Source organism: Bacillus paramobilis, from assembly GCF_038096195.1.
Classification (GTDB): Bacteria; Bacillota; Bacilli; order Bacillales; family Bacillaceae_G; genus Bacillus_A; species Bacillus_A mobilis.
Genome location: NZ_CP151108.1, coordinates 3,290,783 through 3,306,869 on the forward strand (window position 1 = coordinate 3,290,783; position 16,087 = coordinate 3,306,869).

At 34.7% G+C, this 16,087-nt stretch carries 18 protein-coding genes and 1 pseudogene; 6 read left to right on the top strand and 13 right to left on the bottom strand.

The window, feature by feature from the left end:
* Positions 1-158: 158 nt before the first annotated feature.
* Positions 159-719 carry an exosporium protein ExsB gene (gene exsB / locus AABL52_RS16870; RefSeq protein ID WP_048543130.1) on the top strand — a complete coding sequence of 187 codons (561 nt, stop codon included), beginning with the start codon at positions 159-161 and terminating at the stop codon, positions 717-719.
* Between the two features lie 45 nt (positions 720-764).
* Here the strand turns inward: exsB and AABL52_RS16875 are convergent, their stop codons facing one another.
* The 6 genes and pseudogenes from AABL52_RS16875 to AABL52_RS16900 form a co-directional block, all read right to left on the bottom strand.
* Complete coding sequence (locus tag AABL52_RS16875) at positions 765-1,376, bottom strand: phosphoserine phosphatase 1 (protein ID WP_341517999.1); 612 nt, start codon at positions 1,374-1,376, stop codon at positions 765-767.
* 12 nt (positions 1,377-1,388) lie between these two features.
* Positions 1,389-1,934, bottom strand: coding sequence for a short-chain dehydrogenase (locus AABL52_RS16880; protein WP_341518000.1), 546 nt, complete (start codon positions 1,932-1,934; stop codon positions 1,389-1,391).
* Between the two features lie 12 nt (positions 1,935-1,946).
* Positions 1,947-2,363: a FosBx1 family fosfomycin resistance bacillithiol transferase gene (fosB, locus tag AABL52_RS16885; RefSeq protein ID WP_088063110.1), complete on the bottom strand. Its 417-nt coding sequence runs from the start codon at positions 2,361-2,363 to the stop codon at positions 1,947-1,949.
* Between the two features lie 58 nt (positions 2,364-2,421).
* Positions 2,422-4,083, bottom strand: coding sequence for a peptide ABC transporter substrate-binding protein (locus tag AABL52_RS16890; protein ID WP_088063109.1), 1,662 nt, complete (start codon positions 4,081-4,083; stop codon positions 2,422-2,424).
* A gap of 76 nt (positions 4,084-4,159) precedes the next feature.
* Positions 4,160-5,172: pseudogene (locus tag AABL52_RS16895) on the bottom strand (DUF2628 domain-containing protein).
* Positions 5,173-5,179: 7 nt separating this feature from the next.
* Entirely contained in the window at positions 5,180-5,632 is a 453-nt protein-coding gene (locus tag AABL52_RS16900; protein ID WP_000283891.1) for a methylated-DNA--[protein]-cysteine S-methyltransferase, read from the bottom strand.
* A gap of 134 nt (positions 5,633-5,766) precedes the next feature.
* Here AABL52_RS16900 and namA point away from each other — a divergent pair, with 134 nt between their 5' ends.
* On the top strand, positions 5,767-6,804 hold the full coding sequence (namA, locus tag AABL52_RS16905; protein ID WP_341518001.1) for an NADPH dehydrogenase NamA: 1,038 nt from the start codon (positions 5,767-5,769) through the stop codon (positions 6,802-6,804).
* A 469-nt stretch (positions 6,805-7,273) separates the two neighbouring features.
* On the opposite strand, the gene AABL52_RS16910 is transcribed toward namA, so the two are convergent.
* Together AABL52_RS16910 and AABL52_RS16915 are read right to left on the bottom strand one after the other, a co-directional pair.
* The gene (locus AABL52_RS16910) at positions 7,274-7,933 is read right to left on the bottom strand and encodes an oxidoreductase (protein WP_097864419.1); all 660 of its coding nucleotides are present in this window, start codon (positions 7,931-7,933) and stop codon (positions 7,274-7,276) included.
* A gap of 115 nt (positions 7,934-8,048) precedes the next feature.
* A complete protein-coding gene (locus AABL52_RS16915; protein ID WP_000540924.1) occupies positions 8,049-8,198 on the bottom strand; it encodes a hypothetical protein in 150 nt (49 codons plus the stop codon).
* A 267-nt stretch (positions 8,199-8,465) separates the two neighbouring features.
* Between AABL52_RS16915 and AABL52_RS16920 the strand changes: the two genes are divergently transcribed.
* Both AABL52_RS16920 and AABL52_RS16925 read left to right on the top strand, forming a co-directional pair.
* Positions 8,466-9,416: a metal ABC transporter substrate-binding protein gene (locus tag AABL52_RS16920; RefSeq protein ID WP_341518002.1), complete on the top strand. Its 951-nt coding sequence runs from the start codon at positions 8,466-8,468 to the stop codon at positions 9,414-9,416.
* 134 nt (positions 9,417-9,550) lie between these two features.
* Entirely contained in the window at positions 9,551-10,021 is a 471-nt protein-coding gene (locus AABL52_RS16925; protein ID WP_097845835.1) for a GNAT family N-acetyltransferase, read from the top strand.
* Positions 10,022-10,071: 50 nt separating this feature from the next.
* Here AABL52_RS16925 and AABL52_RS16930 read toward each other — a convergent pair whose 3' ends face one another.
* The 3 genes from AABL52_RS16930 to AABL52_RS16940 all read right to left on the bottom strand — a co-directional run bounded on the left by AABL52_RS16930 (position 10,072) and on the right by AABL52_RS16940 (position 12,419).
* Positions 10,072-10,818, bottom strand: coding sequence for a VOC family protein (locus AABL52_RS16930; RefSeq protein WP_341518003.1), 747 nt, complete (start codon positions 10,816-10,818; stop codon positions 10,072-10,074).
* Between the two features lie 18 nt (positions 10,819-10,836).
* Positions 10,837-11,361, bottom strand: coding sequence for a PadR family transcriptional regulator (locus AABL52_RS16935; RefSeq protein WP_327805535.1), 525 nt, complete (start codon positions 11,359-11,361; stop codon positions 10,837-10,839).
* 107 nt (positions 11,362-11,468) lie between these two features.
* Positions 11,469-12,419, bottom strand: coding sequence for a CobW family GTP-binding protein (locus AABL52_RS16940; RefSeq protein WP_063261328.1), 951 nt, complete (start codon positions 12,417-12,419; stop codon positions 11,469-11,471).
* Between the two features lie 166 nt (positions 12,420-12,585).
* On the opposite strand from AABL52_RS16940, the gene AABL52_RS16945 reads away from it, so the two are divergent.
* The gene (locus tag AABL52_RS16945) at positions 12,586-13,488 is read left to right on the top strand and encodes an aldo/keto reductase (RefSeq protein ID WP_341518004.1); all 903 of its coding nucleotides are present in this window, start codon (positions 12,586-12,588) and stop codon (positions 13,486-13,488) included.
* Between the two features lie 24 nt (positions 13,489-13,512).
* Here AABL52_RS16945 and AABL52_RS16950 read toward each other — a convergent pair whose 3' ends face one another.
* Both AABL52_RS16950 and AABL52_RS16955 read right to left on the bottom strand, forming a co-directional pair.
* The gene (locus tag AABL52_RS16950) at positions 13,513-14,097 is read right to left on the bottom strand and encodes a GNAT family N-acetyltransferase (RefSeq protein WP_001068754.1); all 585 of its coding nucleotides are present in this window, start codon (positions 14,095-14,097) and stop codon (positions 13,513-13,515) included.
* Positions 14,098-14,181: 84 nt separating this feature from the next.
* Positions 14,182-15,645, bottom strand: coding sequence for a flavin monoamine oxidase family protein (locus AABL52_RS16955; RefSeq protein ID WP_341518005.1), 1,464 nt, complete (start codon positions 15,643-15,645; stop codon positions 14,182-14,184).
* A gap of 239 nt (positions 15,646-15,884) precedes the next feature.
* On the opposite strand from AABL52_RS16955, the gene AABL52_RS16960 reads away from it, so the two are divergent.
* The gene (locus tag AABL52_RS16960) at positions 15,885-16,076 is read left to right on the top strand and encodes a DUF3896 family protein (protein ID WP_000815499.1); all 192 of its coding nucleotides are present in this window, start codon (positions 15,885-15,887) and stop codon (positions 16,074-16,076) included.
* The last annotated feature ends 11 nt before the right edge of the window (positions 16,077-16,087 follow it).

Genomic DNA, 16,087 nt, shown 5'->3' on the forward strand with positions numbered 1-16,087 from the left:
TCTTCATTCAATGTATGCACCTTGCCTTGTCCATACATCCGCTATCATCTATTTATATAAAATTACACTCTTGTCCTGTTCAGAAAGACGTCATATCTCATATCATGTTAAGGAAAAAGAATACCTTTTCAACTTAATACATGATAAGGAGGATTTCTATGAAACGTGATATTAGAAAAGCGGTTGAAGAAATCAAAAGTGCTGGGATGGAGGATTTCTTACACCAAGATCCAAGTACTTTTGAATGCGATGATGATAAATTCACTCATCATAATTGTACAACTGGATGTAAATGTACAACTGGGGGTAAATGTCCAAGAACAAGATGTACTCGCGTGAAACATTGTACGTTCGTTACAAAATGTACGCATGTAAAAAAATGGACATTTGTTACGAAATGTACTCGTGTACGTGTTCAAAAATGGACATTTGTTACGAAAGTAACGCGTAGAAAAGAATGCGTTTTAGTTACAAAACGTACTCGCAGAAAACATTGTACTTTCGTTACAAAATGTATACGCTTTGAAAAGAAATTTTTCTGGACAAAACGAAGTTTCTGTAAAAAATGCGAATTCTTCCCTAACAGACACGGTCACTCTTGCGACGATTCGTGTGATGACGGAAAGAAATGGAACGATTGCAAAGATGGCGGACATAAATTCCCATCTTGCAAAAACAAGAAATTCGATCACTTCTGGTATAAAAAACGTAATTGCTAGTTTTTATGCCTATAAAAAAAGGCCGTTTTGCGGCCTTTTTTACGTTTATTGAAAGTGACTTATATCTGCAAATTGCTTCACTTCACCTTTATCCTCTTCAAATTCTATTATACTTAGACTAGCACTATGCATAAATGGATCATCCCATACATTTTCTATTTCAATACCCGCAAAATGTCCTACAAGTAGCTTTGCCGCTGCCGCATGAGAAACAATTAATATACTTTCTCCTTTATGCTTTTCTAGAAGAAGCTGTATCCCCTCTATTACCCTTTTATAAACAGACTCAAAATCTTCTCCTGATGTTGACTGAAAAAGATGTGGCTCATACCAAAATAACTGTATTTCGTCTGGGTACTGCCTTTCTATATCATCGACTGTCTGTCCTTCCCATATACCCATGTTAATTTCATAGAAATGCTCATCCGCGATTATCGGTATATCACGTTCGCCCTTTATTAACTCTGCAGTATGAAGGGTTCTTTCACTCGGACTACTATAGATCGCATCGATAGATAAATCTTTCATTCGATCTCCTAATTGCTTAGCTTGTAACATACCATTTTCAGTTAAAGCAGAATTTTTCCTGCCTTGCATTCGTTTCTCTACATTCCATTCCGTTTCACCATGCCTTGTTACATATACCGTTGTCTTCACTTCAATTCCCCCTTACCATGTCGGCCGCAATTCCCACGGTTCTACTCGTCCTACAATCCATTCATCACATTTACTTTCAATTCCTTTTATTACTCCATCCGATATTTCTTCATGAGTAAGCCATCTTCCGTATGTATCTTCTAATATAAAACCTAATATTATTCTATGGTAGCTACACTGCGTACCTCCTATTTTTTGTGCGGGCATACGCGACGCTTTACTACCTAAAATATGAAAAACATTGTATGTTTTAGACGATAAGTCTAATTCTCTACAAATGAGTGATAACGTACCCTTAGCACTTGCGTGTATCCATGCGATAACTAATGTTATTGGGCCATTCCTCTCAATTGTGTTTTTAATAGCTAACTTTACATCGTCATCATGATGATAATCTAACGGAAGGCATGTGATACTTTCAGGTGTGGTACTCTCCCGTTTAACATTTTCTAATTTCACTTCATCTCTTCCAATAATAGAAACATGAAACCCTTGCTCACAAAGCCACATAGACACCCTCTTTAGCATTCCCGTTCCACCAATTACTAACGCATGCAACTTCTTCCCCCCTTAGTAAAATGTCATATGAGGTTTATCTTCCCTATAATAATTAATTCGGTCTTGCAATGTCCCTGAATGAAACTCAAACTTATGTCCATCAGGATCAACAAAATATATAGACTCACAATCTCTTACATCCCGTTCTCTTCCTTGTAAAATATGAACATCATTTTCTTCTAATCGCTGTATTAGACGTTCAAAGTCTTCTTGTTCAACAGAAAATGCAATGTGCGTATAAGATTGATGAATCTCATTTCTCGGAATATGTTTCTCTTCATTAAGTGCTATCCATACTCCACATATGTTAAAATACGCCAATTTTCTCCCTTTAACTAATAATTCTCCTCCTAATACTTTTTCATAAAACATAATAGAGTTTTCTAAATTAGACACTGAAAAACAAAGATGATTGATTCCCCTTAACAACTATAATTCCTCCTTATACAAAAAAAGATGAGCGAAAATTCACTCACCTTTTATTATACTATTTTTTTGTAATATATGCCCATTTATAACTGAAGTCCCCGCCAAACGTATGATTCGCAATACCTTTTACAAACGGCTTCTCTAAATAAGCTGTGCTTTGTTGATACGTAGGAGAAATGGCAGCATCTTGACCAATTAAGATTTTTTCAGCTTCCGCAAGTGCATTCCAGCGTGCTTTATCATCTTTTAATAGCTCTCCTTTTGATTTCGCTACTAAATCATCATACTTCGGATTAGAATAATTCATTTCATTAAATGAGCTTCCAGTAACAAACATATCAATATAAGTCATTGGATCTGGATAGTCAGGGCTCCATGCAGATAATGAGAATTCATATTCGAATTTCTTTTCTAAATCTAGCTTCTGCTTGTATGGTTGCTGTTTCAAATTCACTTTAATACCAGGTAAGTTTTTCTCTAATTCTTCTTTAATAAAGTCGCCTACTTTTTTACGGCTACCATTATCATCATTTAGTAATTCAACCGTAATTGTATCTTGACCAAGCTCTTTCTTCGCTTCTTCCCATAATTTTTTTGCTTTCGCTGCGTTATCTTTACTATCACGGAAGTTTTTATTTACAGAGCGGAAGTCTTTTCCATCCGGACCTGTCGTGAATTTTTCAGGTACTAAGAAATATGCTGGCAAAGAACCGTCATTTAAAATGACATCAGCAATTCCTTTTTTATCGTATGCCAAATCAATTGCTTCACGAACTTTTTGATTTTTAAACGTTGCATTTTTTTGGTTAAAACGTAAGAAATACATACGTGGATCTAACTTCGTTTTAAATTCATCTGGCTTATTCTTTTTATATTTATCAACAAATTCAGAAGTTAAAATAACTCGATCTGCTTGATCACTATCATATAAATTTACTCCAGTGCTCGTTTCCTTCACAATACTTACATTAATTTCGTCTAACTTTACAGTATCTTTATCCCAATAATTAGGATTTTTCTTTAACTGATAATTTTGTTCATGTTTCCATTGACTCATTGTAAATGGTCCATTATATAATAATTTATCTGCTTCTAATCCGTATTTATCTCCTTGCTCTTTCACATATTTTTCATTTAATGGGAAAAATGTAGGGAACGACGTAAGCTCAAGAAAATAAGGTGCTGGTTGCTCTAATTCTACTACCAACGTTTTATCATCCTTCGCTTTAACACCCAATTGATCTGATGGTAATTCTCCTTTATTTACTTTCTGTGCATTTTTCACATCAAATAAAATGAATGCATATTCTGCCGCTATTGCTTTATCTAATGTACGTTGCCATGCATATACAAAATCTTGTGCTCGAACTGGATCACCATTTGACCATTTCGCATCACGTAATTCAAATGTATATGTCTTTTTATCTTCACTAATCTTCACATCTTTTGCCATGCCTGGTGTTGGTTTATTATCTTTATCTAGACGATATAAACCTTCCATTGCATTTACAAATACACGGAAAGATACAGAATCCGTTGATTTAGATGTATCCATTGAAGGAATTTCAGCTGTTTCTAGCAAATTTAAAACTTGTTTATCTGCCATTTCCTTATTCGATTCTTTCTTCGTTGTCGAAGCCTTCTCACCATTCCCACATCCTGCAACCAATACACTCGTCGTTAACGCAAGTGCAGCAATTGTTGTTGTCTTTCTCTTCATTCTTCCTTCCCCCAATCTATATGTATAAATGAAAGCTAGCATAATACATATTATTATACAAAAGATTCAGATTATTTCAAATATTATTTTTGTACAGTAAAAAAAGAAGCGGATAGAACCCTTTCTATCCGCTTCTTTTTCTATTCCTTTTACTTGTAATCCATCCTCTATGTCAAATGGATTTTGAACTTTAAATATTTCGTCCATTATCTTCAAAAACTCTTCCTCATTTTTGGATTCGCCATTAATCGTCAATGAGTACGGCTCAATCTCGCCCAATTTATAATCAACAACAAATTGGATTTTCACCTTTTTCCTTGGCATATCAGGACTTTCTCCTTGGAACTCTACCAATTCTAATCCCTCTGTGCCACGATAATATACCCAACCTGGATTTCTAAAATAATTTTCAAACGATTCACCAATGGAAAAGAACGGATATTCATATAGTGAGCCTGCACGAACCTTTTGTATAATATCTCGATCAGTCGGGAAAAAGAAATGGCTGAAAAAGATACTAGCAACCGCTAAAATCGTAACGATGGTTGCTCCCATTTTACTCGTTCCACCACTATCACAGATGAGATACTTCTCAACCGACTCATCTTGAATTTCTCGTGCTTTTATTCGATATATACGTCTTTCTGCAAATTGATAATATAATCCATTCGCAAAAATAGCCATTCCAAATAAAATAAAAACGAGTAACAAAAACGTAAGAGGCACCATATTAATGATCGGCAGTGCTACGTTGAATCCCATATAATAAGAAAACGCATCGCATGCTAATAATAACAATATAAATAAAGCTGCAGGCAAATAATACTTACGATATCCAAGCCAACCTACATTAAAAATAGCTGCCCAACCATTCCAGCTCCACCTAGCAATCCGCTTTTCCTCAAGCTCCCATTTCCGTTTGTAATTCGGATATTGTCTCCCTACATATACTTCTAATTCCTTGTCTATTTGCGAGCATCCTTCACCTTGTTCATTATGCAAGGTCCGCTGGCAACTTTCACAATTCAACTGATCTCCCTCGCAAAGTTGCCCACAATTTATACATTTCAAAACAATCCCTCTTCCCATCCATACGTCATTTCAAAATACCTTCGTGTTTTAATAGCCACTCTTTCCTCCATAAACCACCCGCATACCCAACAAGCTTCCCACTCTTTCCTATTACACGATGACACGGAACGATAATTGAAATTGGATTACGACTATTTGCTCCTCCTATCGCTCGTACAGCTTTCGTATTTCCAACCTTCTCTGCAATATCTAAATATGAAGCACTGACACCATAAGGAATAGTATAGAGCGCATCCCATACATTTTTTTGAAATGATGTTCCCTCAGCAGACAGCGGGACCGTAAACTCTTTTCTTTTCCCCTTAAAATATTCATCTAACTCATTTATACATTGAACTATCGTTTCATTTTTATGTTCTTCTTGTCTCTCATCAACAAATATAACAGACGTAATTCCTTTATCGTTCGCTGTAATTTCCAGCAAACCTAATTCACTTTCATAATAAGCCTGGTACATATGTCATCCTCCAATTCAATTCATATTAATTATTGTAACACGAATAGACAAAATTTTTCGTATAAGCGTTTTATTAGGGAAAACAAAAAAGAGAATGATACAATGTAAAAAAATTCAATCTAGGAGGCTGTTGGATGATTCCCAAACTTTTTTCATCTTATACAATTAAGAACGTTACATTAAAAAACCGTATCGTTATGTCACCTATGTGCATGTATTCATCAGAAAACGAGGATGGTCAAGTAACTAATTTCCATCTCATTCATTACGGAACAAGAGCTGCCGGTCAAGTTGGTTTAGTTATGATTGAAGCGACAGCCGTGTTACCTGAAGGAAGAATTTCTAAAAAAGACTTAGGTATATGGGATGATAGCCTAATTGAAGGCTTACATAAAACGACAACTTTTATACATGATAACGGTGCAAAAGCTGCCATTCAACTCGCTCACGCCGGAAGAAAAGCAGAATTAGAAACGGATGCTCTTGCTCCATCAGCAATTCCGTTTAATGAAACAATGAAAATACCAGTAGAAATGAATATACAGCAAATAAGAAATACTATATTAGCTTTTCAGCAGGCTACAATACGATCAAAACAAGCTGGATTTGATATTATTGAAATACACGGCGCTCACGGTTATCTTATTAATGAATTTCTTTCTCCACTTTCTAATAAGCGGACTGATGAATATGGTGGCTCACGTAAAAATCGCTATCGTTTCTTACGTGAAATTATTGACTCTATAAATGAAGTTTGGAACGGACCGTTATTCGTTCGTATTTCAGCAAATGACTATCATCCTGATGGGTTAACGGTTCAAGATTACGTTCAGTATACAAAATGGATGAAAGAACAAGGGGTAGATGTAATCGACTGTAGTTCTGGGGCTGTTGTACCAGCACACATCGATGTATATCCCGGGTATCAAGTACAATACGCGAAACATATTAAAGAGCATGCTAACATTGCAACTGGTGCTGTTGGATTAATTACGACCGGGGCACAGGCAGAACAAATTTTAAATAATAACGAAGCAGATTTAATTTTTATCGGACGTGAGTTACTTCGCAATCCTTACTTCCCAAGAATAGCCGCCAACGAACTTGGCTTTGAGTTACAAGAACCGTACCAATACAAGCGAGCACCAGGGAAAATCCATACGAATAAATAAAGTGAAACTTTAATCAGCCCTCACCAATCGGACTTTTATGGGCAGTTGATCCCCCACCTAACTTCTTTGCTTTCGCTGAATTTTGAGGTGGGGGTCTTACTGCCCATTAAAGCGGGATAAAACCAAGAATATTATGTACGTCTACTTACAGAGAAATTAAAAGTATACTACAAGACTATATTTGTTATTTTATAATATCATTTTAAGGTGTATCAACATTTTGCTTGATACGCCTATTTTTTTATCCCCTTATTCTAACTACGTTTAGCATCACATTTAAATAACTTTATATAATACAAATTAAATTTAATGAATAAAACAAGCACAGTCACACTCTAAATATGCGACAAGGTTGTGATCCACATTCCATAATGTGGATCACAACTGAACTAACAAAAAAAAACAATTTCTCAAATTAAGTAGGAAATTGTTTTTTTATTATAATATTATACTGTTTTAAATTCGTTTGTTATTCTATCGTTGTAATTTCATTTGAGTTATAAAAATAGATACCAGTTTCTTCTCGCAATGCAGTGATATACATCCCTTTCGCCACATCTTTCGCTGAAATTGGTTTATACTTTTTGAAAGCCCCTTTAAATATAAATGGAATCATACGAGATAACTTTTCAGCCATTCGTTCACCAAAACGAAATTCTTGTCGATTTCCTACTAATAAAGACGGCCTAAAAATGTGAATACCACCAATCACTAATTTTTGTAATTCCTCTTCCATTTTCCCTTTCACTTGCGAATAAAAGAAAAACGATTTAGGATTTGCTCCCATCGAGGACACAACTAGGAAATTTTGCACCCCTTGTTTTTCAGCTAAACAAGCAGCTCGTAACGTATATTCATAATCTACCTTTTTGAAATTTGCCTTTGTTTTTGCTTTTTTGATTGTTGTTCCTAGGCAACTAAATACGTCATCTACAGCGAAAAATTCTTTATATTCCTCTAACATCGAAAAATCTACTTGCTTTTGCTGTAATTTTTCATGTTGCCATTGCATTGGTTCTCTTACAAAAATAGTAACCGAATCGTAGTAATCTGATTCAAGTAATAGACGCGTTATCTCTTGTCCAACTAAACCACTTGCACCAAGTACTAACGCTGTTCGCTTATTCATATATGCATATACCTCTTATTTTACTTTTCTCTCCTTCAGTAAAATACAACTTTTAGGAGTTTCCTTCTCTCATTTTACCACAAGTAAAGCACTATGCGTACGCATAGTGCTTTACTCACTCTTTTTTCTCATCTTTCTCTCGTAATTTTGTGACTGTTGATGCATCTCCTAAATTACTTATTAATCTTCTTAAAAAAATTAAGACTAAGGCTAATGGGAATACTACCGCTAATATCAATAAAATAGCTTCCATTAAGTAACCCAAACACTCATCCCCCTCTACACCCTCCTTTCATATATATGAACACAGCGTTGTCACATATGCATGTATTCGCAAAAATAACACATCTATATTTGACAACTTTATAACAAAATCAAATCGGAATGATTATTATTTATTGCAACTTTATAAAAGATGTATTATACTAAGTTCGCAAACTAAAACGTAATTATTCCGTTTTGTATTAAAATGATATTTTTCTTCTATAATTGGGGAAAATATATCCGTAAAAAAAGAAAAGAGGAGAACTTCATGCCTAAAAGATTGACTATATTTTCATTCTTACTTATTTTCACTTTAATTTTTACTGGCTGCTCAAATAAAAAAGAAGGTAAGGCCAAGAAAGATGGAAAACTAACTGTTTATACAACTATTTTTCCTCTTGCTGATTTCGCAAAAAAAATTGGTAGCGACTATGTAACTGTTGAAGCGATTTACCCGCCTGGTGCAGATTCTCATACATTTGAACCAAGTCAAAAACAAACCGTACAAGTTGCAAAAGCCGATTTATTCGTTTATAACGGTGCTGAATTAGAACCATTTGCTGAAAAAATGGAAAAAGCATTGCAAAAAGAAAATGTTAAAATTGTAAATGCATCAAAAGGTATTGAACTGCGTACTTCTACAGAAGACGAGCATCACGATCACGGAGACGGCCATAAAGAGGATGAACATCATCACGATAAAGACCCGCACATTTGGTTAGATCCTACTTTAGCAATGAAACAGGCAGAAAAAATTAAAAATGCACTTGTAGAATTACAACCTGACCATAAACAAGAGTTCGAAAAAAACTTCGCAGCACTTCAAACAAAATTCACTGATTTAGATGATCAATTTAAAGCAGCTGTTGCGAATGCAAAAACGAAAGATATTTTAGTTTCTCATGCGGCTTATGGTTACTGGGAACAACGCTATGGCCTAAAACAAATTGCTATCGCGGGTATTTCAGCTTCTGATGAACCATCTCAAAAACAGCTTGCTGACATTACAAAAACAGTAAAAGAACATAATCTACAATATATTTTATTTGAAACTTTCTCTACTCCAAAAGTAGCATCTGTCATTCAAAAAGAAACGGGTACAAAAATTTTACGCTTAAATCATCTTGCTACTATTTCTGAAGATGATGCGAAGAGCAATAAAGATTACTTCACTTTAATGGAAGAAAACGTAAACACATTGAAAGAAGCTACAAACTAATCATTTTTTTAAAGAAGCTGCATATGTCATGCAGCTTCTTTTTTATTTTTCCTTACTTGACTTGACCAAAATAACAAGTAAAATTATCCATATTAGCTTTTAAGCTATATTAATTTAGAAGGTGAGTTGGAATTATGACTCTTCACATTTGTGAAGTAACAGAAAAAAATTGGCGTTCGGTAGCTGCTTTAAACGTCGCAAAAGACCAGCAGCAATTTATTGAAAGCAATGCGTTTTCTCTAGCAGAATCATTATTTGAGGGAAACGGAACGTCAGTAGGGTTATACGATGGAGAAACACTTGTAGGATATGCAATGTACGGATGGTATTGGGAAAAACGTAAAAGCGTATGGTTAGATCGCTTTATGATTGACAAGCAATATCAAGGAAAAGGATACGCAAAACGTTTCCTTCGCATACTCATTCAATTCTTACAAGATAAATTTGAATGTAAAATAATTTATTTAAGTTTACATCCAGACAACAAACTCGCAATGGGATTATACGAGTCATTTGGCTTCCGCTTAAATGGCGATATTGATGACGAAGGCCCAGTTGTAGGTGTTGTAATGGAGTTACTATTAGATGAACATACAAGCCTGTGAAAACAGGCTTTTTATTATTTATTTATTTATTTATTTATTTATTTATTTATTTATTTATTTATCAATGTCACATTTTCTATATTTAATTTCTTCTCCCTATTTGCTTCACTTTTACAATCTAGTATTACCTCCGTAAGATGCTCATTCGATTGAATTAAATGAATTACTTGATTGTTTAAATGGATTATTATTTCTTCTTCCCCATTTGTAACATCTGAAAATAGACAACTAACTATTTCCCTATCTTCATTTGTTATTTCTCCATATAGCTTTACCGCAATTATTCCTGAAATGCCCTGTTCCACACTATTTGGATACATATATTTCTCCATATATTCTCTGCTCTTTTGATTGTCCATCTGTTGTAGAAAGAATTGAAACGGCATCCCCTTCATCGGCTGTATGTATGCATTTTTCCATGGCATAGTTTTCTTAAATAAATTAAAAAACCACTTATATTGTAATGGTTCTGGTTTTGTAATTTCAATTCCACCTTCTATCATTTTTTCATACACTTTATCTATATTTTCAACATCAATTGCCAATCCGATAAGTCCTCGATGGCCAGCATAATATTTCTGAACCCACTCTTGTACCCAGCCACCACCATCTTTTGTTTTTACTCTTACTAATTCTAAATATTCTTTTCCAATCCATACGTTAGATACTTTAAAGCCTTTCGTTCCCTTTCCCCATTTCGGAACATATGGAAGTCCGATAGAATGTACGTTTTTAATCATTTCCTTATTTTCTTGTATCTCTTTATTTACATTTACAACAAGATGATCAATTTTCATATTCTTCCCACCTTATTTTTATTTTTCCAATAGTTTTTCTAACTTATGAATAAATCGAAGTTGCATCTCACATTGTTCATACATATTTTCGAAAATAAGTTTCACATACTCTGGTGCATGATCTTTCAGTCTTTCTCCTTCCCTCATTTCTTCATAAGTAGCTAATATTTCTCTTTTCTGTTCATCTAAAGCTTCTAAAATCTCTTCTCTCATACCCTCTTCTTCTGAAAGAAAAGTTAATGCTGTATATAAATGTTTCGGAAACACAACTGATGACTTTTGAAACGACTCCTTTAATAGTCTTTTAAATTCTTGACTTCCCTTTTCTGTAATACAATATATCGTTTTTGAACGTCTACCAGTCATTTCAATTGCTTTTACTTGAATTAATTCCTCATTTGTCATTTTTTTTAACGCGTGATAAATAGAAGCCGGGAACACCTCTGCCCATTTACTACTTTGCACCATATGTAGCGCCTGCTGTATTTCATAACCAGATAGCGACTCCCTTTTAGTAAGCAATCCAAGAATCATTAAACGCACTTTTTATCCCCCCTACCCTAACAAAATACTAAATATTTAGTATTTTTATAATATTTTAATACGAATTCCAATTTTAGTAAACAAAAAAGCCTGCAATATATGCAGACTTATTTCACACACTCCTCAAAATGTTCTTGGAACCATTCTTTATTAATATCTTTTCCGATAAACACGACTTCACTTACTCGTTCTTCGCCCTCTTGCCACTCTCTATCGTATGATGCAGCAAACAGTGTATGCACACCTTGGAAAACGATACGTTTATTTACTCCATCAATCGATAATATTCCTTTGTAACGATATAAATATTCACCTAGTTCTTGAACGACAGCTGACATCCATTCATTTAGTTTTTGTAAATCTAACGGACGTTCTTCACGTAGTACAAACGATTTTACACCTTCTAGATGATTATGCTCTGTATGAGGATAAATTTGTAACGTATCTTTCGTTTTAAATGTTTGAATTTGAAGTAACGATTGAATATCTACATCACAGTTAGTCGCCTCGATTAACTTTGCAGTGGGGTTAATACCTTGCAGTTCCTGCAAGAGATTTTCCTTTTCACTTTCATCCACTAAATCTAATTTATTTACTAAAACGACATCAGCAAATGCAATTTGTTCCTTTGCTTCTAGTCCTTTTTCAAAATGTTTATGTATATGATAACTATCTACTACTGTTACAACACCGTTAATTTGGTATGCAGATTGAATAACAGGATCTAAAAAGAATGTTTGAATAATCGGACCTGGATTTGCAAGACCAGTCGTTTCAATTACTAATCCATCAAAATCCATTTTCCCTTCTGCTTTTACGTCCAGTAATTGTTTTAAAGCGACGAGTAAATCTTCACGTACAGTACAACATAAACACCCATTCGTCATCTCCATAATCTCTTCTTCGACATTCATAATCAACTGATTATCAATACCAATTTGCCCTATTTCATTTACAATCACTGCTAATTTCTGACCGTGATTCTCTGATAAAATGCGATTTAATAATGTCGTTTTCCCTGATCCAAGAAAACCAGTTAATATTGTTACTGGAATCATTCCCTACATCTCCTTATAGCTATATGTTTCTACATTATAGCATATAGAGAAAATCGTTTTTGTAGCAAAACATATTTATTGTATGTAAGACACTGTAACTATATAATAATACATAGCAAGAAAGCCTTTTCAAAAAAAACATTCATTCATCAAGGGGGTACTTATAATGGAACGAGTTCAAATGGCTGAAACGCTAGAATTTTCTCGTATTATTCAAGGTTTTTGGCGTTTAGCAGAATGGAATATGACAAAGCAAGAGTTACTTTCTTTCATTGAAGCTTGTATGGAAATGGGAATTACTACTTTCGATCACGCTGATATTTATGGCGGCTATACGTGTGAAGGATTATTTGGAGAAGCGTTACAACTCAAGCCTTCCTTACGCGAAGACATGCAAATTGTCACAAAATGTGGAATCGCTCCCCCATCGCCGAAATTTCCAGAGCGATATGTTGCTCACTACAATACGAGTGCTGAACATATAATAAAAAGCGCGGAAGACTCATTACAAAACTTACATACAGATTATATTGATGTATTGCTCATTCATCGCCCTGATCCATTTATGGATCCAAATGAAGTAGCAGAAGCGTTCTCGCGCTTAAGACAAGAAGGCAAAGTCCGCCACTTCGGTGTATCTAACTTTTTACCTTCACAGTTTAATATGTTAAGTTCCTATTTAGATTTCCCGCTCCTTACAAATCAAATTGAAGTATCTGCGATGCATCTTGAGCATTTCGAAAAAGGAACAATTGATTTATGCCAAGAAAAACGAATCAATCCTATGATTTGGTCGCCTCTTGCTGGCGGAGAAATCTTTACTGGTCAATCACAACGTGCCGTACGTGTACGTGAAACTTTACAGAAGGTTGCTACTGAACTAGGTGTTGCTAGCATCGATACAGTTATGTATGTATGGTTGCTTGCTCATCCAGCTAACATGATGCCAATCGTTGGATCTGGTAAATTAGATCGTGTTAAAACAGCCGCTCTTGCTACAAAAGTTAATTTAGATCGTCAACAATGGTTTACAATTTTCGAAAGCTCTAATGGACATCCTGTACCATAATACAGAAAAAGAAGAGCTATTTCTTTACAGCTCTTCTTTTTCATATGTATTTCTAGTCATGGCAAATACACACATATCCCTTAATCCATTTCCATCTACTGCAACACTCGCACTTTCTAACGTACCTTCTAACTTAAAGCCTAATTTCTCAGGTATCGCTCTACTCTTCTTATTTAAAGAATCGCATCGAATTTCTACGCGGTTTGCTTTCAGTTCAGTGAAAGCGAACTCCATTATACCTTTTGCAGCCTCTACCATATAACCCTTTCCACTAAATCTCGAATCGATCCAATACCCAATTTCAAATTGAGGTATATCCCAATTAATACGATGTAATCCAGCTGATGCAATAAATTCACCTGTTTCTTTCGAAAAAACTAGTAATCTTAAATCCTCACGCTGCAAAAATTGAATATGCGATTTTCTAATACTCACTTCTACTTCTTCCTCTGTTTGCTCTTTTTGTGCAAAAACCATCCATGGTTTTAATTCTTTCATAGAAGCTTGAATTGCATCGTATACAACTTTACCGTCACCTGGTTTTGGCATTCGAATAATTAGCCTATCAGTATAAAATTCAGAAGGAAAATCAAATAATAACGGATTCACTTTCAACACTCCCCATATTTCTTTTATATATAATAATATCCATCTCAAGTTACACAGTAAATAAATTTCTGAATTTTAAACCTTTTATTCATTTACCTCTACCGCTACACGCACACCAGATTCAATGGCACCTTGTATCCATCCGTGATATAACGTTGTATGATCACCTGCAAAGTATAATCTCCCCTCTGGTTTTATAATAACTGGTTGTAGTTCGGATTCTTGACCTGCCTGAAATAGCGCAAATCCTCCAAGTGCATATGGATCCAATGTCCAACTTTTTGATATGCCAGACATGAATTCATCATATACTTGACCACCTAATATTGTTGCCAAGTTGTGTAATGCGTAATAAATACGATCTCCCTTTGATAACCCATCCCATAACAACGCATCATAAGACCATGTATAGCTGCCTAACATCATAGCAGGTCCTTTCTCTCCAATTCCGTGACTTGGATAATAGGCATAACGAATTGGCAAATCCGTTATAATTCTCCCACCTAACTGTCCTTGTTCTTCCCAAAATCGACTTTTAAATTGCATTCCTATTTTCGTTGCTGGCATATAATGCAATTCACGAATTGCTTTCCATTTTTCATGAGATATAGAATCAAATGGATCTATTTCCACAAAACGCATTGTCGAAAATGGAATTGTAATAATAACTAAATCCCCTGTAATACTACTATATTCAAAAGTTTCTTCGTTTCGATAAAAGGCTGTCACACCGTTATCGTGCTGATGTATCTTCATTAATTTTTGATTATATATAATATTTTCTTCTAATTGTGGTAAAAAGGACTTTGGTAATCTATCATTTCCTCCTACAATTTCACAAAATCCACTCTCCTCTTGCATAATATATAAAAAACGTAACGTCTCAACAAATGACCTTTCCAAAAAACCTTCTAAATCTAATAGAACACCAATCATCTCAATTGTTTCTGGTGAAAAGTAAGTATTATATTGATAAGGATGATACTTTAAAAATTGTCCTGTAGAGTATCTTCCAAAATCCTTTACTACAATATCCCAATTTTTCTCTGGGTTCTTTTTTATAAAATTTATAATTGGCTGTACCGCTAACAATAATAGCTCCTCAGACGTTTTCCCGACTTCATTCATTTCCACAGGATACTTTAATATACTTGGGTCTTTTTCATATTGTTTTAATGTCGTTTTCCGGCCATTTACGTAAATAATATCCGTCTCATTCCTATTAATAAAAGGGCTTACCTGTAGCCCAAATTTTCTTATATAAGCCATTGTTAATGTGTGCGAATATGGAATTCTCATTGCCCCTACATCCAAATATAATCCGGTATCTTCCATTCTAACCGTCTCTATACGGCCACCTACCCGGTTGTTTGCTTCAAAAATCTTTACTTCATGTCCTGCAGCTTTTAATAAAGATGCCGAAACTAATCCAGCCATGCCTGCACCTACTACAATAATTTGCTTCGGGCGCGTCGTCTTCTTTAATCCTTTATTTATAACTTTCAACACTTCATCCATCTCAGTGTTATACATTATATCTTTCTGCACAATTCCACCCCTTACTTCATAAAGTGAAACTATAATCAGTGGGGGTCTTCCCCCACTGATTATTAGTTGAACCAATCGGGCTTTTATGGGCATTAGTGGTTTAGTGCATTTTATTCATAAATTCCTATAAACATAACAACATAGCAAGTGGAATATTCACTAAAAGTACATAAGAGATAGCTCTCACATATCTTCACGCTTCGTATAATATAGCAACAGCAAAAAAGGAGTGGTTGAAAATGAAACAAACTTACGACTACCACGATACAAAGAAGTATTTAGAAGGAAAGAAACAACAACTATGCAACAAACTTAGTAGTATGCATCTATCTAAAAAAGAGCGTGAACAATTAAATCTTGAGATTGATAACTATGAATATATTTTAGACCTAGTCGAAATGAATCATTATGAACGGGGCTTTTCTCGTTAGAAGTAGATATA

Bases quoted from the DNA above. Each gene is read 5' to 3' on its own strand.
- exsB (WP_048543130.1), top strand. From the start codon at position 159: ATGAAACGTGATATTAGAAAAGCGGTTGAAGAAATCAAAAGTGCTGGG.
- AABL52_RS16890 (WP_088063109.1), bottom strand. From the start codon at position 4,083: ATGAAGAGAAAGACAACAACAATTGCTGCACTTGCGTTAACGACGAGT.
- AABL52_RS16900 (WP_000283891.1), bottom strand. From the start codon at position 5,632: ATGTACCAGGCTTATTATGAAAGTGAATTAGGTTTGCTGGAAATTACA.
- namA (WP_341518001.1), top strand. From the start codon at position 5,767: ATGATTCCCAAACTTTTTTCATCTTATACAATTAAGAACGTTACATTA.
- AABL52_RS16910 (WP_097864419.1), bottom strand. From the start codon at position 7,933: ATGAATAAGCGAACAGCGTTAGTACTTGGTGCAAGTGGTTTAGTTGGA.
- AABL52_RS16920 (WP_341518002.1), top strand. From the start codon at position 8,466: ATGCCTAAAAGATTGACTATATTTTCATTCTTACTTATTTTCACTTTA.
- AABL52_RS16925 (WP_097845835.1), top strand. From the start codon at position 9,551: ATGACTCTTCACATTTGTGAAGTAACAGAAAAAAATTGGCGTTCGGTA.
- AABL52_RS16930 (WP_341518003.1), bottom strand. From the start codon at position 10,818: ATGAAAATTGATCATCTTGTTGTAAATGTAAATAAAGAGATACAAGAA.
- AABL52_RS16940 (WP_063261328.1), bottom strand. From the start codon at position 12,419: ATGATTCCAGTAACAATATTAACTGGTTTTCTTGGATCAGGGAAAACG.
- AABL52_RS16945 (WP_341518004.1), top strand. From the start codon at position 12,586: ATGGAACGAGTTCAAATGGCTGAAACGCTAGAATTTTCTCGTATTATT.
- AABL52_RS16960 (WP_000815499.1), top strand. From the start codon at position 15,885: ATGAAACAAACTTACGACTACCACGATACAAAGAAGTATTTAGAAGGA.